At 69.2% G+C, this 21,238-nt stretch carries 20 protein-coding genes; 11 read left to right on the top strand and 9 right to left on the bottom strand.

Going from position 1 to position 21,238, the window contains the following annotated elements; translation table 11 throughout:
• The first annotated feature begins 3 nt into the window (after positions 1 to 3).
• From AC1RRS_RS16510 to AC1RRS_RS16495, 4 genes are all read left to right on the top strand, one after another.
• Entirely contained in the window at positions 4 to 783 is a 780-nt protein-coding gene (locus tag AC1RRS_RS16510; protein ID WP_487288221.1) for an NAD kinase, read from the top strand.
• Between the two features lie 90 nt (positions 784 to 873).
• Positions 874 to 1,350 carry an Hpt domain-containing protein gene (locus AC1RRS_RS16505; RefSeq protein WP_110121973.1) on the top strand — a complete coding sequence of 159 codons (477 nt, stop codon included), beginning with the start codon at positions 874 to 876 and terminating at the stop codon, positions 1,348 to 1,350.
• Positions 1,351 to 1,476: 126 nt separating this feature from the next.
• Complete coding sequence (locus AC1RRS_RS16500; RefSeq protein ID WP_492856058.1) at positions 1,477 to 2,682, top strand: glycosyltransferase; 1,206 nt, start codon at positions 1,477 to 1,479, stop codon at positions 2,680 to 2,682.
• The gene (locus AC1RRS_RS16495) at positions 2,577 to 4,151 is read left to right on the top strand and encodes a glycosyltransferase family protein (RefSeq protein ID WP_492856057.1); all 1,575 of its coding nucleotides are present in this window, start codon (positions 2,577 to 2,579) and stop codon (positions 4,149 to 4,151) included. The genes AC1RRS_RS16500 and AC1RRS_RS16495 overlap by 106 nt, the downstream gene beginning before the upstream one ends.
• Before the next feature lie 142 nt (positions 4,152 to 4,293).
• Here the strand turns inward: AC1RRS_RS16495 and folD are convergent, their stop codons facing one another.
• Positions 4,294 to 5,172, bottom strand: coding sequence for a bifunctional methylenetetrahydrofolate dehydrogenase/methenyltetrahydrofolate cyclohydrolase FolD (gene folD, locus AC1RRS_RS16490; RefSeq protein ID WP_492856056.1), 879 nt, complete (start codon positions 5,170 to 5,172; stop codon positions 4,294 to 4,296).
• Positions 5,173 to 5,296: 124 nt separating this feature from the next.
• Here folD and crtY point away from each other — a divergent pair, with 124 nt between their 5' ends.
• From crtY to AC1RRS_RS16475, 3 genes are read left to right on the top strand one after another with little or no spacing between them, the layout of a single operon-like run.
• Entirely contained in the window at positions 5,297 to 6,484 is a 1,188-nt protein-coding gene (crtY, locus tag AC1RRS_RS16485) for a lycopene beta-cyclase CrtY (RefSeq protein WP_492856055.1), read from the top strand.
• Entirely contained in the window at positions 6,481 to 8,004 is a 1,524-nt protein-coding gene (locus AC1RRS_RS16480) for a phytoene desaturase (protein WP_492856054.1), read from the top strand. The genes crtY and AC1RRS_RS16480 overlap by 4 nt, the downstream gene beginning before the upstream one ends.
• Positions 8,001 to 8,945, top strand: a complete 945-nt coding sequence (locus AC1RRS_RS16475; protein ID WP_492856053.1) for a phytoene/squalene synthase family protein — start codon at positions 8,001 to 8,003, stop codon at positions 8,943 to 8,945. Before AC1RRS_RS16480 ends, AC1RRS_RS16475 begins: the two co-directional genes overlap by 4 nt.
• Before the next feature lie 221 nt (positions 8,946 to 9,166).
• On the opposite strand, the gene AC1RRS_RS16470 is transcribed toward AC1RRS_RS16475, so the two are convergent.
• The 3 genes from AC1RRS_RS16470 to AC1RRS_RS16460 all read right to left on the bottom strand — a co-directional run bounded on the left by AC1RRS_RS16470 (position 9,167) and on the right by AC1RRS_RS16460 (position 12,729).
• Entirely contained in the window at positions 9,167 to 10,429 is a 1,263-nt protein-coding gene (locus tag AC1RRS_RS16470) for an O-antigen ligase family protein (RefSeq protein WP_492856052.1), read from the bottom strand.
• Entirely contained in the window at positions 10,426 to 11,127 is a 702-nt protein-coding gene (locus AC1RRS_RS16465; RefSeq protein WP_487288228.1) for a P-loop NTPase family protein, read from the bottom strand. Before AC1RRS_RS16465 ends, AC1RRS_RS16470 begins: the two co-directional genes overlap by 4 nt.
• A 99-nt stretch (positions 11,128 to 11,226) precedes the next feature.
• A complete protein-coding gene (locus AC1RRS_RS16460; protein WP_492856051.1) occupies positions 11,227 to 12,729 on the bottom strand; it encodes a GumC family protein in 1,503 nt (500 codons plus the stop codon).
• An 86-nt stretch (positions 12,730 to 12,815) separates the two neighbouring features.
• Between AC1RRS_RS16460 and AC1RRS_RS16455 the strand changes: the two genes are divergently transcribed.
• Positions 12,816 to 13,556 (top strand): polysaccharide biosynthesis/export family protein, encoded by a 741-nt coding sequence (locus AC1RRS_RS16455; protein WP_110121984.1) that lies wholly within the window; start codon positions 12,816 to 12,818, stop codon positions 13,554 to 13,556.
• A gap of 65 nt (positions 13,557 to 13,621) precedes the next feature.
• Here the strand turns inward: AC1RRS_RS16455 and AC1RRS_RS16450 are convergent, their stop codons facing one another.
• Positions 13,622 to 13,900: a sel1 repeat family protein gene (locus tag AC1RRS_RS16450; RefSeq protein ID WP_487288231.1), complete on the bottom strand. Its 279-nt coding sequence runs from the start codon at positions 13,898 to 13,900 to the stop codon at positions 13,622 to 13,624.
• Positions 13,901 to 14,074: 174 nt separating this feature from the next.
• Entirely contained in the window at positions 14,075 to 14,800 is a 726-nt protein-coding gene (locus tag AC1RRS_RS16445) for a glutathione S-transferase N-terminal domain-containing protein (protein ID WP_492856050.1), read from the bottom strand.
• Between the two features lie 179 nt (positions 14,801 to 14,979).
• On the opposite strand from AC1RRS_RS16445, the gene AC1RRS_RS16440 reads away from it, so the two are divergent.
• Together AC1RRS_RS16440 and AC1RRS_RS16435 are read left to right on the top strand one after the other, a co-directional pair.
• The gene (locus AC1RRS_RS16440) at positions 14,980 to 15,507 is read left to right on the top strand and encodes an RcnB family protein (RefSeq protein WP_487288233.1); all 528 of its coding nucleotides are present in this window, start codon (positions 14,980 to 14,982) and stop codon (positions 15,505 to 15,507) included.
• 192 nt (positions 15,508 to 15,699) lie between these two features.
• On the top strand, positions 15,700 to 16,095 hold the full coding sequence (locus AC1RRS_RS16435; protein ID WP_492856049.1) for a proteophosphoglycan 5: 396 nt from the start codon (positions 15,700 to 15,702) through the stop codon (positions 16,093 to 16,095).
• Between the two features lie 83 nt (positions 16,096 to 16,178).
• On the opposite strand, the gene gatB is transcribed toward AC1RRS_RS16435, so the two are convergent.
• Together gatB and AC1RRS_RS16425 are read right to left on the bottom strand one after the other, a co-directional pair.
• Complete coding sequence (gatB, locus tag AC1RRS_RS16430) at positions 16,179 to 17,675, bottom strand: Asp-tRNA(Asn)/Glu-tRNA(Gln) amidotransferase subunit GatB (RefSeq protein ID WP_492856048.1); 1,497 nt, start codon at positions 17,673 to 17,675, stop codon at positions 16,179 to 16,181.
• A gap of 149 nt (positions 17,676 to 17,824) precedes the next feature.
• The gene (locus AC1RRS_RS16425; protein ID WP_492856047.1) at positions 17,825 to 18,295 is read right to left on the bottom strand and encodes a hypothetical protein; all 471 of its coding nucleotides are present in this window, start codon (positions 18,293 to 18,295) and stop codon (positions 17,825 to 17,827) included.
• A 219-nt stretch (positions 18,296 to 18,514) separates the two neighbouring features.
• Here AC1RRS_RS16425 and AC1RRS_RS16420 point away from each other — a divergent pair, with 219 nt between their 5' ends.
• On the top strand, positions 18,515 to 18,715 hold the full coding sequence (locus AC1RRS_RS16420; protein ID WP_492856046.1) for a hypothetical protein: 201 nt from the start codon (positions 18,515 to 18,517) through the stop codon (positions 18,713 to 18,715).
• A gap of 36 nt (positions 18,716 to 18,751) precedes the next feature.
• Here the strand turns inward: AC1RRS_RS16420 and hrpB are convergent, their stop codons facing one another.
• The gene (gene hrpB / locus AC1RRS_RS16415; RefSeq protein WP_492856045.1) at positions 18,752 to 21,196 is read right to left on the bottom strand and encodes an ATP-dependent helicase HrpB; all 2,445 of its coding nucleotides are present in this window, start codon (positions 21,194 to 21,196) and stop codon (positions 18,752 to 18,754) included.
• Positions 21,197 to 21,238: the final 42 nt, after the last annotated feature.

The following is a 21,238-nucleotide window of genomic DNA, read 5'->3' as shown; positions in this document are numbered from 1 at the left end:
GGCATGTTCCAAGCCCAGCCTTACTCGACTCGCCTGACCTTCCAGGCCAGCGACCGCCCCGAAGCCATCGAGGCCCGCGAGCGCCTGACCGCCCGCTATGGCGACGCCGGCGAGGACGCCCAGATCGTCGTGGCGCTGGGCGGCGACGGCTTCATGCTGGAGATGCTGCACGAGACCATCCTCAGCCAGAAGCCGATCTACGGCATGAACCGCGGCTCGGTCGGCTTCCTGATGAACGAGTACAGCGAGGACGGCCTCCTGGAGCGGATCAACGCCGCCGAGCGCGCCGTCATCCATCCGCTGGCCATGGTCGCCATCGATTCTCGCCGCCGCCAGCACCGGGCGCTCGCCATCAACGAGGTCTCTCTGCTGCGCCAGACGCGCCAGACCGCCAAGCTGCGCATCTCGATCGACGGCAAGGTGCGGATGGGCGAACTGGTCTGCGACGGGGCCCTGGTGGCCACCCCGGCCGGCTCCACCGCCTACAATCTGTCGGCCCACGGACCGATCATCCCGATCGGCGCCCAGGTGCTGGCCCTCACCCCGATCAGCGCTTTTCGACCCAGGCGGTGGCGGGGCGCGCTTTTGCCGCAGAACGCGAGGGTGACGTTCGAGGTCCTGGAATGCGATAAGAGGCCCGTCAGCGCCGTGGCCGACAACTATGAAGTCCGCGACGTCGTCGAGGTGCACATTTCCGAAGACCGAGGTTCGACCCTGTCGATGCTGTTCGACGCGGGCCGCAGTCTCGAGGAGCGTGTGCTGACCGAACAGTTCTCTGCGTAAGCTTTCGTGTGGGTGAAATCGCGATCTCACTCATTCTTAACGCCTGGCATGTGACCGTTCCCGAAGTAACGCCGACGGGGAGGCGACCCGATGAATAAGCCCGCTGAGGTTATCCAGGTGCCGAACATGCTCAAGCTCAAGGTGGGCGGGCGTGGCGGTATCGACATGGCCGCCATCGCCAAGGCCGAAGCGGCCTTGAAGAGCCTGTCGGGCAACTTCGCCCAATGGCTGAACGACGAGATCACCAAGCTCGAAGCCGCCCGTCAGGGCGTCCGGGCCGACGGCCTCACCGCCCAGACGGTCGAGACCCTCTATCTCCGAGCCCATGACCTGAAGGGCCTGGGCGCCACCTACGAATTCCCGCTGATCACGCGCCTGGCGGCCTCGCTGTGCAAGCTGATCGACGATCCGGCCACCCGCTTGCAGGCGCCGATGTTCCTGGTCGATGCTCACATCGACGCGATCAAGGCCTGCGTGCGCGACGAGATCAAGACCGACGAGCACCCGGTCGGCCGCGCCCTGGCGGTCGAGTTGGAAGGCCGCGTGGCGGAATATCTGGCCGGATAACGCCGGCCAGAATCCTCATTTGCGTCAAGGCTGCAACAAGCTCGACTGACGCCCGATACCAACACAACAAACTGCCGGCAGAGTTCTCCGGGAACCTGACGCTCCTTCCAACGGAGCGCCGTTCCCATGGGTCAGCACACCACCACCATCCGTCCCGCGCGTCGCGCCGCCTCGCCCGCGGCCGCCGACTGGAACCGGCCGCAGGTCTCGGTGGTCATCTGCACCCTCGACGAACACGAGGCCATCGGCGGCGTGCTCGAGGCGCTGAGCGCCGACCTCGCCGACGTCTTCCATGAGATCATCGTCGTCGACGACTCCGCCGACGACCTCACCGCCCGGGCCGTGCTGGACGTGGCCATGCGCCGTCCCGCCATCCGCCTGCTCAAGCGCGAAGGCGTCGGCGGCCTGGCCTCGGCCGCCATCGCCGGCTGGGACGCCGCTCGCGGCCAGACCCTGGCGGTGATGGACGGCGACGGCCAACACGATCCGCGCCTGATCGGCGCCATGCTGCGCAGGATGAGCGCGCAGCAGCCCGACCTCGTCGTGGCCAGCCGCTATCTCGACGGCGCGGGCTCGGGCCTGTCGGGCGTGCGCCACGCCATCAGCCGGGGCGGCGTCAACCTGGCAGGCCTGCTGCTGGGCCTGCGCCTGGCCGACCCGATGAGCGGCTGCTTCCTGATGAGCCGCGACTGGTACGAGGCCGTCCGCCCGCGCCTGTCGGGCGTCGGCTTCAAGATCCTGGTCGACGTGGTCGCCTCGGGCACGCGCCGTCCCGCCGTCGCCCAGATCCCCACCGCCCTGCTGCCGCGCGCCGGCGGCGAGTCCAAGCTCGACCTGCGGGTGGCCTTCGACCTGATCGGCCTGCTGGCCGAGAAGCGCACCAACGGCGTGCTCTCGGCGCGGCTCTTCCAGTTCCTGGCGGTCGGGGCCAGCGGCCTCGTCGTCCACCTGGGCGTGCTGGGCGCTACCCAGGCCGCCGACATGGCCTTCTGGAGCGGCCAGACCCTGGCCATACTGGCGGCCATGACCTGGAACTTCGGGCTCAACAACGTCCTGACCTTCCGCGACAAGCGCCTGCGGGGCGCGGCCCTGTGGCGCGGCCTGCTCAGCTTCTACGCCGCGTGCCTCGGCGGCGCGCTGATCAACGACCTGGCCGGCGCCGGCCTCAACGCCATCGGCGCGTCCTGGGCGCTGGCCGGGGCCGGCGGCGCGGTGCTGGGCGCGCTGTGGAACTATCACGCCTCGCGCCGGGTCACCTGGCGCGACATTCCCGAAACCCCGGAGGCCGAAACCCAGACCGCCCCCCCCCTGGCCGGGGAGAGCCGCGCCTGACCTTCTCGCCCGCTCCCGACCGCCGCGCCTGGATCCTGGCCGGCGGCCTGCTGCTCGCCGCCGCCTTCGCGATCCGCGCCTGGCAGTTCGGCAACCCGCTGCTCCATGTCGACGAGAACTTCTACCTGCTGGTCGGCGACCGCATGCTGCACGGGGCCCTGCCCTATGTGGACATCTGGGACCGCAAGCCGGTCGGACTGTTTACGCTCTTCGCCGCCATCCGCCTGCTCGGCGGCGACGGGATCGTACAGTACCAGGTGGTCGCGACCCTGTTCGCGGCGGGAACCGCCCTGCTGATCGCCCGTCTCGCCGCTCCCGCGGCCGGGATCGTCGCGGCGACCGCGGCGGGCGTGGTCTACCTCCTGATGCTGCCGCTGGCCGGCGGCTGGGGCGGCCAGGCGCCGGTGTTCTACAACCTGCTCGTCGCCGGCGCGGCCCTGGCGGCCTATCGAGCGCTGAACGCCGACCCGCGCAGGATCCGCCGCCTCGGCTGCCTGGCCATGCTGCTGATCGGCCTTGGCCTGCAGCTGAAATACACCGTGGTGTTCGAGGGCTTCGCCTTTGGCGTGCTGCTGCTGGGCGTCTCGTGGCGAGCCTCGCGGTCCTGGACGCGTCTGGCGGCCGACGCCGCGCTCTGGATCGGCCTGGCCCTGGTGCCCACCCTGCTGGCCCTGGCCTTCTACGCCTGGCGCGGCGAGGCCCAGGCCTTCGTCTACGCCAACTTCCTGTCGATCGGGGCCCGGGCCGAGGCCAGCGACGCCGAACTGGCCCCTCGCCTGCTGAAGGCCGCCCGCCTGCTGGCCCCGCCGCTCCTGGCGGTCGGCCTGGCCGCCTGGATCGGCGGCTGGCGCGCGCGTCCCGGCGGCCGGACGGCGTTCGGCTTCGCGATCGGCTGGCTGGCGGCGGCGCTGGGCGGTTACCTGATCTTCGGCACCTATTTCGACCACTACGCCCTGCCGCTGCTGGCGCCGCTGGCCCTGGCCATGGCCCCGCTGTTCGCGCCCCGTCAGCGCCGGCTGGGCATCGTGATCGCCTCGGCCGTCATCGCCCTGGGCGTCACGGCCGACGGCGTCGCCTTCGTGAAGGGCAAGGCCAAGCGCGGCGACGCGCAAGAGATGAGCGAACTGCTGGCCGCCATCCGGCCGGGCCTGTCGCAAGGCCTGTGGGTCTGGAACGGCGACAGCATCCTCTATCACCTGACCGGCGCGCCGCTGCCCTCGCGCTGGCCGTTCGCCGGCCACCTGAACCTGCTGCGCGAGCACGGCGCCGTCGGCATGGACCAGGAGACCGAGGTGCGCCGCATCCTGGCGACCCGCCCCGGCGTCATCGTCGACCGCACGCCCCGCGCCAAGGACTTCAACTTCGCCGTCGTCCGCATCGTCGATGCGGAGCTGGCGAGCCACTACCGGCCGGTGACGACCGTGAAGCTCAGCAAGTCGTCGCTGATCGTCTATCGGCGGGCCGACTGAGGAAGATCCTCCCCCTCTGGGGGAGGTGGCGCGAAGCGCCGGAGGGGGGCCGTTTTCAGCTTCCGCGAAGCTGACAGTCCTCAGCCCCTTCCCTCTCCGTCGGCTTCGCCGACACCTCTCCCACAGGGAGAGGGTCTAATCTCTATTCCCCGATCCCGTTCAGCCGCTTGGCCGCCAGCACCGTATTGGCCAACAGGCAGGCGATGGTCATCGGACCGACGCCGCCCGGCACCGGCGTAATCGCCGAGGCCACTTCCTTGACCTCGTCGAAAGCCACGTCGCCCACCAGACGGGTCTTGCCGTCATCCTTGGGGATGCGGTTGATGCCGACGTCGATGACCACGGCGCCAGGCTTCACCCAATCGGCCTTGACCATCTGCGGACGGCCGACGGCGGCCACGACGATGTCGGCCTCGCGGACGACGGCCGGCAGGTCCTTGGTGCGCGAGTGGGCGATGGTGACGGTGCAGTCGGCCGCCAGCAGCAGCTGGGCCATCGGCTTGCCCATCAGGTTCGAACGGCCGACGACCACGGCGCGCTTGCCCGACAGGTCGCCCAGCTGGTCGCGCAGCAGCATCATGCAGCCGGTCGGGGTGCAGGGCGTCAGGGCCGGCAGGCCGCTGGCCAGGCGCCCGGCGTTGGCCACGGTCAGGCCGTCGACGTCCTTGTCGGGCGAGATGGCGGCGACCACGGCGGCCTGGCTGATGTGGTCGGGCACCGGGAACTGCACCAAGACGCCGTGCACGGCCGGATCCGAGTTCAAGCGCTCGACCAGGGCCAGCAGCTCGGCCTGCGAGGTCTCGGCCGGCAGGCGGTGGGTTTCCGAATGCATGCCCGCTTCCAGGGTCTGCTCGCCCTTGCTGCGCACATAGACCTGGCTGGCCGGATCCTCGCCCACCAGCACCACGGCCAGGCCGGGGGTCAGGCCATGCTCGGCCTTCAGGCCGGCGACCTCGGCGGCGATGGTCTCGCGCAGGCGGGCGGCGAAGGCCTTCCCGTCGATGATGGCGGCTTGGGTCATGTGGGGGCGCTCCTGTGCGCGCTCCCCTATCCCCTCGCCCGCCCAGGTGCAACCGGTGAACCCGCGCCAAGTTCATGCGAACGCTCTGGCGTGGACGTCATTCTTTCGTGCTAGAGCCGAGGGGATGGAATCTCCGTCCGCCGCGTTGCGCGCCGACGTCGTCCTGGTGGGCGGCGGACTGGCCAACAGCCTGATCGCCCTGCGCCTCAAGGCGCTGCGGCCGGGCCTGCGCGTGCTGTTGCTGGAGCGCGGCGCGACCATCGGCGGCCAGCACACCTGGTGCCACTTCGAGACCGACGTCGACGCCGCCATTGGCGGCTGGCTGCGGCCGCTGATCGCCCATCGCTGGAGCGGCTACGAGGTGCGCTTTCCCGCCCATAGCCGCCGCCTGCCCACGCCCTATCTGGCCATCACCTCGCGTCGCCTGCACGAAGTGGTCACGCGCGCCCTCGGCCCCGACGCCTGGACCAACATCTCGGTCGTCGACGTCAATCCACATCAAGTCACGCTGGCCGACGGCCGCCGCATCGTCGCCGGCGCGGTGATCGACGGCCGTGGCGCGCGGCGCAGCAAGCGCCTGGCCCTGGGCTGGCAGAAGTTCGTCGGCCAGGACCTGCGCCTTACCGCGCCCCACGGCCTGACCGCCCCGATCATCATGGACGCCACGGTGCCGCAGACCGACGGCTACCGCTTCGTCTACGTCCTGCCGCTCGACGCCCGCCGCCTGCTGGTCGAGGACACCCGCTACAGCGACGGACCGGCGCTGGACCGCATCGCCCTCTCCGAGGCCATCGCCGACTACGCCAAGGGCCAGGGCTGGAGCATCGAGGCGGTCGAGCGCGAAGAGCACGGCGTGCTGCCCATCGCCCTGGGCGGCGACATCGACGCCTATTGGGCGGAAGCCCGGCCGCAGGTGGCCGAGGTCGGCCTGCGCGCCGCCCTGTTCCAGCCGACCACCGGCTATTCCCTGCCCGACGCCGCGCGCCTGGCCGACAGGATCGCCGCCCTGCCCCGCATCACCAGCGCCACGGTGCGCGCCTGCGTCGAAAGCCAGTCCAAGGCCGTGTGGCGCAAGCGCCGGTTCCTGCGCCTTTTGAACCGCATGCTGTTCCGCGCCTGCGCGCCGGAAGAGCGCTATCGGGTGCTGGAGCGCTTCTACCGGCTATCGGCGCCGCTGATTCAGCGCTTCTATGCCGCGAGACTGACTTGGCGCGATCAGGCGCGGATTCTGATCGGCAAGCCGCCGGTGCCGATCCCGGCCGCCATGAAGTGCATCCGCGAAAGTTCCGTGTTCGGAGGACAAGACGCATGAACGCCCACGCCTCGCTCCCGCCCCGTCCGAAGGCGGCCGTGATCGGCGCCGGCTTCGGCGGCCTCTCCCTGGCGGTGCGGCTCCAGTCACAGGGCTTCGACGTCACCCTGTTCGAGGGTCGCGAGAAGCCGGGCGGCCGGGCCTATGTCTGGGAGCAGGACGGCTTCACCTTCGACGCCGGCCCCACGGTCGTCACCGACCCCGATTGCCTCAAGGAGCTGTTCGAGCTCTCCGGCAAGCGCATCGAGGACTATGTCGAACTGCTGCCGGTCGATCCGTTCTACCGCCTGCTGTGGGAAGACGGCGACGTCTTCGACTACGTCAACGACCAGGAAGGCCTCGATCGCCAGATCGCCGCCCGCAACCCGGCCGACGTCGAAGGCTACCGCCGCTTCCACGACTATTCCGAAGAGCTGTACCAGAAGGGCTATGTCGAGCTGGGCGCCGTGCCGTTCCTCGACTTCGGCAGCATGATCGCCGCCGCCCCGTCGCTGATGAAGCTGCAGGCCTGGCGCAGCGTCTATGACAAGGTCGCCGGCTTCGTGAAGGACGAGCACGTCCGCCAGGCGCTGTCGTTCCACAGCCTGCTGGTCGGCGGCAGCCCCTTCGCCACCTCGTCGATCTACGCCCTGATCCACGCGCTCGAGCGGCGCGGCGGGGTCTGGTTCCCGCGCGGCGGCACCCACGCCCTGGTGCGGGGCCTGGCCCAGCTGTTCCAGGACCTGGGCGGCAAGCTGCACCTGTCGCGCCCGGTCGAACGCATCGCCGTGCGCGAGGGCCGCGTCACCGGCGTGATCACCAAGGAAGGCTTCGAGGCCTTCGACACGGTCGCCTCCAACGCCGACGTCATGCACACCTACCGCCACCTGCTGCGCGAGGACCCGCGCGGCAAGAAGGTCGGCAAGGCGCTGGAAGCCAAGCGCTGGAGCCCGTCGCTGTTCGTGGTCTATTTCGGCCTCAAGACCCAGCACCCCGAGATCCGCCACCACACCATCTGCTTCGGCAACCGCTATCGGGAACTGATCGGCGAGATCTACGGCAAGAACGCCCTGGCCGAGGACTTCTCGCTCTACCTGCACCACCCGACCGCCAGCGACCCGGCCATGGCCCCGGAAGGTTGCTCGACCTTCTACGCCCTCTCGCCTGTGCCCAACCTGCAGACCGCCGACATCGACTGGTCGGTCGAGGGGCCGAAGTACCGCGACCGCATCCTGGCCTATCTGGAAAAGCACTACATTCCGGGGCTTTCGGCGGATCTGGTCACCAGCCGCTTCATCACCCCGGACGATTTCGTGAAGGACCTCAACGCCTGGAAGGGCGCGGCCTTCTCGCTGGAGCCGATCCTGACCCAGAGCGCCTTCTTCCGCACCCACAACCGCGACGACGTGATCCCCAACCTCTATTTCGTCGGCGCCGGCACCCATCCGGGCGCGGGCATTCCGGGCGTGGTCGGCAGCGCCAAGGCCACGGCCGGGCTGATGATCGACGACTTCGCCACCCTGGCTCCGGCCGCCGAATGAGCGCGCTCGAAGCTCAGGACATCGAGGCGCAAAGCCGCGAGGCGATCCAGAAGGGGTCCAAGAGCTTCGCAGCCGCCGCGGCTTTGTTCGACGCCGAGACGCGCGCCGACGCCGAGATGCTCTACGCCTGGTGCCGGCACTGCGACGACGTTATCGACGGCCAGACCCTGGGCCACGGCATGAGCCCGGTCGCCGACGCCCCGGCCCGGCTCGAAGCCCTCTACGCCCAGACCCGCGCCGCCCTGGCCGGCGAAACCCCGACCGATCCGGTGTTCGCCGCCTTCCAGGCCGTGGCCCTGGGGCGCGGCATCCCCGAGCGCTACGCGCTGGATCTGATCGACGGCTTTTCCATGGACGTCGAAGGTCGCGCCTACGAGACGCTGGAAGACCTGCTGGCCTATTGCTGGGGCGTGGCCGGCGTCGTCGGCGCGATGATGGCCATCGTCATGGGCGTGCCGGCCGACGACCTGCCGACGCTGCGCCGGGCCCAGGACCTGGGCCTGGGCTTCCAGCTGACCAACATCGCCCGCGACATCGTCGAGGACGCCCGCAACGACCGCGTCTACGTGCCCCGCGCCTGGCTGGCCGAGCTTTCGCTAACGCCTGAACAACTGACCGACCAGGCCCGTCGGGACGACGTCGCCGCCTTCGCCCGTCGGCTGGTCGAGGCCGCCGAGCCCTACTACGCCTCGGCCCGCTGGGGCCTGCGCGACCTGCCCGTCCGCTCGGCCTGGGCCATCGCGGCGGCGCGCGGCGTCTACCGCCAGATCGGCCTCGACGTGGTCGCCGCCGGCCCCGCGGCCTGGGACGAGCGCGTAGTCGTCAGTGGACGGATGAAGGCCTGGCGGGCGCTGGAAGGCGGGATTGTCGCCCTGCGCTCGGCGACGCTGGACCGGTTTGGCGCCGCGCCGCAACGGCCTGCGATGTGGTCGCGGATCTAGGGCCATCGCCGCCAACCGATCCCCTCTCTCTTAGAGAGAGGGAGGGGGCCCATCGCGGAGCGATGGGAGGGTGAGTGGTTACACCTTCAGCCGGCGTGCCGGCACATCGCCCGCAACAGCGCCAAGATCGTCCAGGGGCTTCGCCTACCCACTCACCCTCCCACGCCTACGGCGCGGGCCCCTCCCTCTCTCCATGAGAGAGGGGCCGCGAGAAACGTCCCCTACCGCTCCAGCTCCCGATCCGGGAACGCCAGCTTGGCCGCCAGGGCCACGAACAGCACCCAGCGGAAGTCGTTGTAGGCCACCGCGATGCTCTCGGTCAGGGCCACGAGGCTGTAGACGACCAGGAACGGGAAGGCGAGCAAGGCGCCCCGGTCGCGGAACACGGCCAGCAGGGCCAGGGCCATGGTCTGGATGTAGAACAGCCCCCAGGCGGCCAGGCCGAACAGGCCCATGCCCAGCCACTGCTCCAGCCAGGAATTGTGGGCGTGCTGGGCCTGGAAGCCGGCGTTCTTGCTGATCCAGGCGAACGGCCCCCAGCCGCTCTTGTCGCCCCAAACGGCGTGATAGCCATAGCCCAGCCAGGGCCGGTCCTGGATCTCGACCATGGCGGCGCTCCAGATCTTGGTGCGGCCGGTCAGGGTGGCGTCCTTGCCCAGGATGGCGAAGAACACGTCCGAGGCCAGCAGCAGGAAGGCCGCCAGCAGCACGACGCCGGTCACCGCCGTCCAGGTCGCCGCCGCCCCCGCCGCCGGGCCACGCCGGGCGATCAGCACGAAGCCCAAAGCCGCCACGCCCAGCATCAGCGACACCAGCGAGGTCTTGGAGGTCGACATCAGCACCAGGCCCACCGCCAAGCCCGCGAAACCCCACCACAGCTTGGCCCGCGGCGGGTTCAGCAAAGCCGCCGCCGACAGGATGCAGAAGCCGAAGGCCATCATGCCGCCCAGGCCGTTCTTCTCGCGCCACAGGCCGCGCCAGGCGCCGGGGAAGAGCTCGGTCATCACCCCGATGCGCGGCACAGCGATGCAGACCACGTATGATGCGACGATCAGCACCGCGAAGGTCGCGGCCATCACCTCGGCCAGTTCCCGCCAGCGGAAGCGTCCGGCCAGGGCGACGCCGCACAGGGTGGTGCAGGTCGCGGCGAAGGCCCGGCGCGTGGTGACGTCGGGCGCGATCGACCACAGCACCGACAGGCAGACGATGCCGATCAGGGCGAACAGGAACGGCTGGCGCACGGAGACGCGGAGACTGTTGCGCGGGTCGAGGGCGATCAGGGCGAAGCCCGCGGCATAGGCCGGCAGATAGGCCACGCGCAGGATGGCCGAGCCGGCCTCGTCGGCGTTCTCGCCCACCAGCGGCAGCTCCCAGCCGCCGCTGAACAGCAGGAGCAGCAGCACCGAGCCGACGAAGATCGCGATCTGGGGAAAGAGGAGCCTCGGCGGCGCGACGCTGACCGGCCCGCCGTAGGACCAAGTCACGGCAGGATGGCCCGCAGGAAGCTCGGCGGCGTCACCGAGGCCTGGTTGAAGAACACCCCGGCGCAGCGGCCGCCCGCCGAGGCCAGGGCGTCGCGCAGCAGGCCCGGCGGCCGCACGTCGGCCTCCTGGGCGCTGACCACCAGCACGGTCTGGTCCATGTGCTGGGCGATGGTCAGGGCCGCCTGCGAGCGGTCCGCCGACGGGCAGTCGACGACGATGATCTCGGCATGGCGACGCAGGGACGCCCAATATTCGACGCCGGGCAGGATGTGGGCCTTCTGGCGGCCGCGCAGGGCTTCGCGCTTGAAGCGGGTCACCCAGAAGCGCGGCCCGCCGACGCTGTGGGCGGCCACGTACTTGGCGTCGGGCCACACCCCGCCGTCCGGCTTCGGCGCCGGCGGCTGGACGGTGAAGAACATCGAGCCGTCGGGGCTGGCGGCCGCGCCCGAGCCCAGCGGGCCGTAGCGCTCCGGATCGGCGGCGATGGCCTGGTATTGCGGCGAGGTGGTGAGATCCAGGTCGATCAGCCAGGTGCGGCGGCCGGCGCGCTTGGCGGCGAAGCGGGCGAACTCGCGGGCCGCCGTCGAGGTCCCCTCCCCCCGCCGGGCCGAGACGAACTGGACGACGTGCGCACGGCCGGCCGCGGGGGCGCCGAGCGACCCCCACAGTTCAGCCATCTCGACGTTCAAATCCACCATTCGTCCGAATCGCCGCGCGTTGAAGACCGTAGAAACTAATGCCTAACCATGTTCGCGCGAAAGGCGACCAAATCGCCCATGCCCCATGGGATCGAACGTCTAGGCCGCTCGCTTGACGCCGGCCGTGGCCAGCACCGGCAGGCCCAGGGTGCGCGAGGCCGAGGCCGGGGTCTGAAGACCCGGCCGCAGCAGCATCCGCACCAGGCCCGCGCAGGCGGCGGTGAAGGCGGCGAACAGGATGGCCAGCACCAGCACCGGCTTCTTCAGGCTCTTGCCCTCCGACGGCGCCACCGCGCGCTGAACGATGCGGATGTTGTCGCTGCTCTCGGCCGACATCTGCCGCTGGGCCTCATCCTGCTGTTCCTTGACCGTGAAGTCGCGGACGTTGGACGACAGCACGTCGCGGTCGCGGGTCAGCTGGTTGAACTCGGGCTCCAGCTGCGCCAAGCGCAGCAGGCGCTGGTTCACTTCCTGGGCTTGCAGGGCGTAGGCGCCCTGCGACTGCTTCAGGGCCGCGACCTCGGCGGCCAGGTCGTTGCGGGTCGAGGCCAGGGTCTGCCAGATCGGGTTGGGGCCGCTGCGGCGCGCGCCCTCGCCATTGGTGCGGCCGCTGGCCACGCCCTGCTCCAGCTGGGCGATCTGGGCTTCGATGTCGCGCACCGGCTGGGCCGTCGGCAGGTAGCGCGACAGCAGGTTCTCGCGATCGAGCTTCAGCTGGGCCAGCTTGGTCGAGGCCGACATGTCCTGGTCGCGATAGAGCACGGCTTCCGAAGGCGTGCGCGACAGTTCCGACTGCACCGAGGCCAGACGGCCCTCGCGGTCCTGGAGTTGGGCCTCGATCGAATACTTCTGGCCCTCGACCTGGGCCTGAAGCTGGGTCAGGGCCGTCTTCTGGGCGGTGAAGTCGCCGATGTCGTTGCTTTGCAGGAAAGCCTGGTAGGCGGTGTCGGTCTCGGCCAGGCGCTGCTGGAAGCTGTCGCGCTGGCGCGACAGCACCTTGTCGTCGTCGTTGATCAGCAGGCTGCGGCGATAGATCAGGTACTCTTCCAGCAGGGTGTTGAGCACCTTCTCGGCTGTCTCGGGATCCTGGTGCTGGTAGGCCAGCCGGATGATCGAGTTGTCGGGCGCGGTCTCGATCTTCAGGCTGCGGCCGACGCTGTCGCGCCCCTGGGCGATCATCTTGCGCTTCTGCTCGGGATTGGCCGCGGCGAACTTGCCGGCGGCGTCCGGGAACACGGTGGCGAAGCCCAGCTTGCGGATCACCCGCTCGCGCAACTCGCCGCTGCCCAGGATCTCGCTTTCCGACTGGATCACCTGGTCGACGTCGGGCACCGCGCCGCGGGCGGCGTCGCCGGCGCGCGGCTCGTAGACATATTCCTGGCCCAGGCGCACGAACAGGCTGGAGCTGGCGGTGTAGGTCTTCTTCAGGGTGAAAGCGAAGGCCGCCCCCAGGAACAGGATCACCAGGAACACGCCGAGCATCAGCCAGCGCTCACGCCACAGCAGCGTGATGAAGTCCGTCGGCGCATAGCGGGCCCGGGCCGCCCAGTCGCGTCGCGACGGCGGGTCGTGCGGCACGCTGGTCCAGGCGCTCGTCGACATGCGAATCCAATGGGTCCAATCTTCAATCGAACCCTGGGGCTTCCGGGCTTAAGGTTTGGTTACCTATGTTTGGTAAGAACCGTCGCATGGATCGGCGCATCGCTCTCTCCACCGCCTTGGCCCTGACGCTCGCGAGCGGCGGCCTATCGGCTTGCGGCCACATCGACGGCGAGCCGATCACGCCCGCCGCGCGGCCCACCGGCCAGTTTCCCAATATCGGTTACGCCGACTGGAGCGAGGCCGAGCCCGCCTACCGGTTCTATCCGGGCGACGAGATCGAGGTGAGCGTACCTTCGGCCACGGAACTTAATAAGTCGGCCGTGATTCAGCCGGACGGCCGCGTCGCTTTGCCGCTGGTCGGACCGGTCATGGCCGCCGACCGCACGATCGAGGAACTGGAAGCCTCACTGACCCAGGCATATGGCCGTCAGCTGCTGCGTCCGCAGGTGCAGGTTTCGGTCAAGAGCACCGCGCCGCTCAAGGTGTTCGTCGGCGGCGAGGTGGGCAATCCCGGCGTCTACGACATGACCGGCGACGGCGACGCCCTGCGGGCCGTCATCCAGGCCGGCGGCTTCAAGAGCTCGTCCAAGCGCAGCCAGGTGATCATCATCCGGCGGGGCCCCGATGGCCGGGCCATGATGCGCACCGCCAACCTGTTGCAGGGTCTGACCGATCCGCGCGGCGTGGACCTGGTGCCTCTTCGCCGCTTCGACATCGTCTATGTGCCCCGGAGCGGTGCGTCCGAGGCGGGTCTCTTCATGCAGCAGTATCTGCGCGACCTGCTGCCGATCAGCTTCAGCTACGCGATCAACGGCTTAAGCAACTAGTCTAGAAAATCACGGCCGGATCCAGAGGCGTCCGGCCCGAGAAGGTAGAACGGCTGAACCGTGGTTCAGCCGTGAGCCAGCCATTCGCGCGCCTGGCGTTGGGCTTCGGCGACTTCTTCGCTGGCCATCTCTTGCGACAGTTCCTTGCGATAGACCTTGGCCTCGACCGAACCGCGCATGGCGGCCAGGTTGAACAGCATGTGCGCCGAGACGTAGTCCAGCGGGGCGCCGCCCTGGCCGGTCGAATACAGCATGCCCATGCGGAACAGTTCGTCGCCGGTCGACTCGGCGCTCGGCAGCGGCAGGCCCATCACGGCGGCGGGCGGTTCGATGCTCATCATCATGACTTCAATTCCCCAGTCCTCCCGAGCTCACCCCAGTGGTTCAGCTCGGCCATGAACACAGAGAAAACCTCGCTCGCTGAACATATAGTTAAGCGCGCAGAGATCATGAATCGAGGCGCGAATACACGCCTCGTTCATTGAAGTTACGCCTGATAAACTCCGGTATATGGTTGGTTAACGAGCCCGCTGGCCAAACAGAACACTGCGGGCCTGTTCCGCAGCTTTTCCAGACGCTTGCAGGCCTCCGGCGCGAAGCTCCGCCCCCAGCTTGAAGCCGCGCTGGACGGCGTCGCGCTCGCCGACCCGGTCGAACCAGGCCTTCAAATCCGGAAATTCCTCGATCTGGATGCCCTGATTTTTCCACGGCACGACCCACGGCCAGATCGCGAAGTCGGCGATGGACAATTGGCCGCAGACGAAATCCTTCCCCGCCAGCTGCTTGTTGAGCACGCCGTACAGGCGGTGGGTCTCGTTGGTGTAGCGGATCGCGCCATAGGCCAGCTGCCTCTGGTCGGCGATGATGGCGGGGGCGTATTGGCGGAAATGGTGAGTCTGGCCGGCCATCGGGCCAAGGCCGCCCATCTGCCACATCACCCACTGGTCGATGCCGACCCGGTCGCGCTCGCTCTCGCCATAGAACTGGCCGGTCTTGCGACCCAGGTACTGCAGGATCGCGCCGGACTCGAAGATCGAGAGCGGCTGGCCGTCGGGTCCCTGCGGATCGACGATGGCCGGCATGCGGTTGTTGGGGCTGATGGCCAGGAACTGCGGCTTGAACTGCTCGCCCGTGCCGATGTTCACCGGGACCATCTCGTAGGGCAGCCCCATCTCCTCCAGGGCGATCGAGATCTTCCAGCCGTTCGGCGTGGGCCAATAGTGCAGCTCGATGGGGCTGGTCATGCGCGTCTCCCGAGAACCTCTGTTCTTGCGCGCCAACATGGCCATGCGGGCGCGCGACGCCAAGACGCATCCTGACATGACCGTTCAGCGAGGGTTCAGACGGCGGAGCTCATCGTGGTCATCAAGGTCGAGGGACTTGGCCGCCGGAAGGCGACCGCTGACCACAAGGAGACGTCCACATGAAACGTCTGTTGCTCACCATCGCCGCCGTGGCCTCGGTCGCCGGCCCGATGGCCGCCATGGCCACCGACGCCTCGGCGCAGGGCCGCGGCGGCTGGGACCGTCATGACGACCGCGGCGACCGCCGCGATGACCGTCGGGACGATCGTCGGGATGGCCGCTGGGATCGCCGCGACGATAGGCGCGACGACCGCCGCGACAGCCGCTGGGATCGACGTGACGACCGTCGCGACAACCGCGGCTGGGATGACCGTCGCTACAACGGCTACTACTACCAGAACCGCTGGTACTACGGCGCCCCGCCGGCCCACTACTACGGCCGTCAGGACTATCGCCCCGGCTACAGCGCCTGGCGCCGCGGCGGCTACCTGCCGCCCTACTATCGCGGCGGCGGCTATGTGGTTCACGACTACGGCCGCTATCACCTGCGTCACCCGCCGCGCGGCTACTACTGGTACCGCACCGGCAACGACTACGTGCTGGCGGCCATCGCCACCGGCCTGATCTTCGAGATCATCAACAACTAGATCGCCGGTATCTGAGATCTCTTGCGGCGCCCTGGGAACTCCACCTGGGGCGCCGTTTTTGCGCCATGCTCGCCGCGCGCGCGTCATGCATGCGGCCGCAAAGCCCGATTGCGGGGTCATTTCGGCCGCAAGCCGCCCCCAGCGTTCGCTCCGCGTCACAGTCCGACGCCGCAGCCACGAAGGCGCTTACCGATGAAGAGCTTGCGCATTACCGCCGCCGTCCTCGCCCTCGCCGCCGCCGGTTACGCCGGATCGGCCCTCGCCCAGCAGACCCCCGCCGATCCGTCGTCCCAGACCCCGCCCTCGACCGGCGCCGGCAGCTGGGGCTCATCGACCACGACGACCACCGATCCGTCGGCCTCGACCACCGCCCCCTCCACCGACAGCACGACGCCGCAGGCCGACAGCGCCACGGGCGCGGCTTCGCCCACCTCGGCCACCGCGCCGGGCGACACCTCGACCACCACCGCCCCGGCGGCCGAGGACGCGGCCAAGCCCGCCAAGAAGGCCAAGAAGCACAAGAAGCCGGCCGACGACGCGGCCGCCTCCTCGTCCGCGACGCCGCAGGACCCGTCCACGCCTCAATAGGGCGCGTCTGTTCGAGTCCCCCAAAGAGAAGGGCCCGCCGCTCTCGCGACGGGCCCTTTCATTTTGTCCGCAAGGCTTGAGGGTCAGAGACCCAGCTTGGCCTTCAGCAGGTCGTTGACCGTGCCCGGATTGGCCTTGCCGCCGGTGACCTTCATCACCTGGCCGACGAACCAGCCGATGGCCTGGGGCTTTTCCTTCACCGCCGCGGCCTTGTCTGGGTTGGCGCCGATCAGCTCGTCGATCGCCGCCTCGATGGCGCCGGTGTCGTTGATCTGAACCAGGCCGCGCTTCTCGACGATCTCGGCGGGACGGCCCTCGCCGGCCCACATGTGCTCGAAGACCTCCTTGGCGATCTTCGACGAGATCGTGCCGTTCTCGATCAGCTCGACCAGCTGGGCGATGTCCGACGACGGCAGCGGCGAATTGGCGATCTCATGGCCGCCCGACGACAGCTTCGACAGCAGTTCGTTGGTCACCCAGTTCGACACCAGCTTGGCGTCGCGGCCTTTCGCGGCGGCTTCGAAGTAGTCGGCGCGGTCGCTCTCGATGATCAGCACGCCGGCGTCATAGGCCGACAGGCCGTACTGGCTCTGCAGGCGCGCCTTCTTGGCGTCCGGCAGTTCCGGCAGGGTCTCTTCGATCGACTTCACCCAGGCCGGGTCCAGCACCAGCGGCAGCAGGTCCGGATCGGGGAAGTAGCGATAGTCGTGCGCTTCTTCCTTCGAACGCATCGAGCGGGTCTCGCCCTTGGTCGGGTCGAACAGGCGGGTTTCCTGGTCGATCACGCCGCCGTCTTCCAGGATCTCGATCTGGCGACGAGCCTCGTATTCGATGGCCTGCTGGATGTAGCGGTAGGAGTTGACGTTCTTGATCTCGCAGCGCGTGCCCAGGTGCTTGAAGCTGCCGGTCTCGCGGAACTTCTCGTAGTCGCCGGGACGGCAGACCGAGACGTTGACGTCGGCGCGCAGGTTGCCCTTCTCCATGTCGCCGTCGCAGGTGCCCAGATAGACCAGGATCGTGCGCAGCTTCTTGACGTAGGCGGCCGCCTCTTCCGAGGTGCGCATGTCGGGCTTGGAGACGATCTCCATCAGCGCCGTGCCCGCGCGGTTCAGGTCCACATAGGTGGCGTTCGGGTCCTGGTCGTGCAGCGACTTGCCCGCGTCCTGCTCCAGGTGCAGGCGCTCGATGCGCACGTCGAAAGTCGTGCCGTCGTCACGCTCGACCACGACCACGCCCTCGCCGACGATCGGCTGGTCGAACTGGCTGATCTGATAGCCTTGCGGCAGGTCGGGATAGAAGTAGTTCTTGCGGTCGAAGCGGCTCTTCAGGTTGATCTGCGCCTTCAGGCCCAGGCCCGTCTTCACCGCCTGCTCGACGCAGAAGCCGTTCAGCACCGGCAGCATGCCCGGCATGGCCGCGTCGACGAGGCTGACCTGCTCGTTGGGACCGGCGCCGAAGCCGACGGCCGCGCCCGAGAACAGCTTGGACTTGCTGGCCACCTGGGCGTGGACCTCGAGGCCCAGCACGATTTCCCAGTCGCCGGTGCGACCCTTGATCACTTTCGAAGCAGCTTCGGTCATGTCTCTTATCCTCCCTCCGTCGCCGGAAGGCCGGTTAGCGCGGGCGGCGAAGCAGGCCTCGCCGTGTCAGGGGTTCCTCATGCACCGCAGGGGTCGTTGAAGGCAAGGTTCGGAGCGGAATTCTCCTGCTCGCGCCGGCCGCGCCACCACTACTTGGCGGCGGGCTTGGCCGCCTCGTTGATCAGCCCCTCGAACGCCTTCTCATCCATGAAGCCCTGCAGCTCCGCCAGGCTCGCAGCGACCTTGGGGTCGTTCATCAGCCCTTCCATCGCCGTCCCGCCCAGAACCTCGAAGGCTTGCCCGATCGCGTCGGCGCCGTCCTCGCGCAGCGCCTGGGTGGTTTCCTTGCGGCAGTCGACGAGCATCAGCCGCTGCATCATGGTCGCGGTCCGCTGGGACATCGCCGTCCGCTGTTCCGGCGTAATATTGGCGTAGGCCGCCACCGAGGGGTGCGTGCTCATCGCCGCGAAGATCCACACGACCAGCGCCTCGCGATCCTTCGGCGACGTCGAGTCGACCAGGCATTTACCCATCGCCTCGCTGTGCTCGCCGGCCTGGGCCGAAGACACAGCTCCGGCCAGCGCCGCCACGACGCTCAGCGACATCAGAAACCTACGCATCCAATTCCCCCAACGCTCCACGAACACGAAAGCTTAGCCATAAGCGCGCCCCAAGGTGGTGTCGAGCCCGCGCTCGCTCCGAGGAGGGAGCCGACACCAAGCTGGCTATCGCGATTGGACACTTTGTCCACGACACCTGAACGAACAAAGTTGGTAGACACCCCACGCTTCAGAAAAGCGACGCGCAGCATTTTTCGAAAATCTTGGTGGAGTGAAGTCGTGGACTGGGAAAACCTGTTTCCTATCGTTTTCTTCCCACTCAAGATCATCGTGCTGGGCGTCGGGATGTTCTTCTCGATCAAGTGGCATCATGATCAAGCCAAGAAGGACAAGCAAAAGGAGGCTGATCGCCGCGCCCGTATGGACGGCGCTTCGGACGCAGGCGTGAAAACGACGCTGACCACCGATCAAGCGCAATAGCGTAGGCGTTAACCTAGGCCAGCGCCGTCAGCCCCCTCACGTCCCCCGCGGCTTCGCCCGCGTCGTCGGCGCGGCGCTGGCGGGATCGTCCGGCCACACATGCCGTGGATACCGCCCCTTCATCTCGACCTTCACTTCGCGCCAGGAGCCCTTCCAGAAACCCGGCAGGTCCTTGGTGATCTGGATCGGGCGGTGGGCGGGCGACAGCAGGGCCAGGGTCAGGGGGACCTTGCCGTGGGCGACGGCCGGATGCTCGGCGACGCCGTACAGTTCCTGCACCCGCACCTCGACGCGCGGGCCGCCCTCGGCGCCGTAGTCGATGGCGAAGCTGGAGCCGGTCGGGGCGGTGAAGCGCGCCGGGGCCTGGGCCTCGATCTTGCCCTGCATGTCCCACGGGATCAGCGTCTTGATCGCCGCTTCCAGCGTGCCCTCGTCGAGGCTGGCCAATGACGAGCGGCCGGCCAGCAGCGGCTCCAGCCATTCGTCCAGCCGCGCGACCAGGGCCGCTTCCGACAGGTCCGGCCAGGCGTCTCCATCGTTAGCCCTCAGGAAGGCCACGCGGTCGAGCAGCCCCCTGCCCCGCTCGCCCAGCTTCAGGGCCGCCAGGCCGTCGGCCCGCACCTGGTCGGCCAGGGCGCCGGCGATCAGGGCCGGGTCGGGCCTGTCGATGATCTTCTCATCGACCACCAGCTTGCCCAGGCGCAGCAGGCGCTTGGCGCGCAGCTTGCCGCCGCCGCTGGTTTCCAGCCGGTCCTCGGCGACCAGGCGGTCGGCGAAGGCGGCGCGCAGGGCTTCCTCGTCCAGCGGTGCGGCCAGCAGGATGCGGTCGCGGGCGTCGCCGCCGCCCAGTTCGCCCACCGCCAGCCAGGTCTCGCGGGCCAGGGCGTCGGTCGGCTCCAGATAGACGCCGCGGCCGCTGGCCAGCTGGTATTCGCCGGGCTTGCCGCGCGCGCGGGCCACCCGCTCAGGATAGGCCTCGGCCAGCAGCAAAGCATCGTCCAGCGGATCGGCCCCGCTGGGCCTGCCCGCCTGCCGCGACCAGCGCTCGGCCAGGGCCCGGGCGTCTCTGGCCCGAGGCGTGCGATCGCGGCCAAAGCCCTCCAGCCGCTGGCGCAGGTCCACGCTGCGTCCGCCCAGCCCCTGCTCGCTCAGCACGGCGGCGATCTCGGCGGCGCGGTGCGCTTGTCCGGAAGCGGCGGCGCGGGCGACCATGTGGGCCAGACGCGGGGCCAGCGGCATGTTCGACAGCGCCTTGCCGTGGGGCGTCAGCCCGCCGGCCGCGTCCAACGCCTGCAGCCGGGTCAGCAGCGAGCGCGCCTCGCTGAAGGCCGCGCGCGGCGGCGGATCGAGGAAGGCCAGGCCCTCGGCGTCCTTGGCGCCCCAGCGCGCCAGGTCCAGCGCCAGGCGCGACAGATCGGCCTCCAGGATTTCGGGCCGGGCGAAGGGCGTCAGGGCGCGGGTCTCCGGCTCATCCCACAGGCGGTAGCAGACGCCCGGCTCGGTGCGGCCGGCCCGGCCCCGGCGCTGGTCGGCGGCGGCGCGGGCGACGCGCACGGTCTCCAGCCGGGTCAGGCCGCTGGACGGGTCGAAGCGCGGCACCCGCGAGAGCCCTGCGTCGATCACCACCCGCACGCCCTCGATGGTCAGGCTGGTCTCGGCGATCGAGGTGGCCAGCACCACCTTGCGGCGGCCGACCGGGGCCGGCTGCACGGCGCGGTCCTGCTCGGCAGGGTCCAGCGCCCCATAGAGCGGCGCCAGATCGACGTCGGGCCGACGCAGGCGCTCGGCCAGCCAGCTCTCGGCCCGGCGAATCTCGCCCTGGCCCGGCAGGAAAACGAGGACGCTGCCGGTCTCCTCGGCCAGGGCCCGCTCGACCGCGCGGCCGACCCGCTCCTCAAGCCGCAAGCGATCGTCGCGGCCCAGATAGCGGGTCTCGACAGGGAACATCCGCCCCCGGCTCTCGATCACCGGCGCATCGCCCAGCAGGGCCGAGACGCGGGCGCCGTCCAGGGTGGCCGACATCACCAGGATCTTCAGGTCGTCGCGCAGCAGGCCTTGAGAGTCGCGCGCCAGGGCCAGGCCCAGGTCGGCGTCCAGGCTGCGCTCGTGGAACTCGTCGAAGATCACGCAGGCCACGCCGTCCAGGCCCGGATCGTCGAGAATCATCCGCGTGAAGACGCCCTCGGTGACCACCTCGACGCGCGTTTTGGCCGACACCTTCGACTGCAGGCGCACGCGGAAGCCCACCGTCTCGCCGACGGCCTCGCCCAGGGTCTGGGCCATGCGCGCGGCGGCGGCGCGAGCCGCCAGGCGGCGCGGCTCCAGCATGACGATCTTGCCGTCGCCGACCCAGGATTCCCCAAGCAGCGCCAAGGGAACGGCCGTGGTTTTGCCCGCGCCTGGCGGGGCGACGAGAACGGCGGTCTCGCGGTCGCTCAAGGCGCCTTTGAGCGCGGGAATGGCCTGAAAAATGGGCAGCATCGCGCCGGCTTTAGCTGGGCTGGGGATCAACGCCAAGCAGGA

The sequence above is a fragment of the Caulobacter sp. GW821-FHT12A07 genome (genome assembly GCF_058807655.1).
Note: the sequence above shows the minus strand (reverse complement) of the source record. Positions and strands in the feature narration are given on the sequence as shown.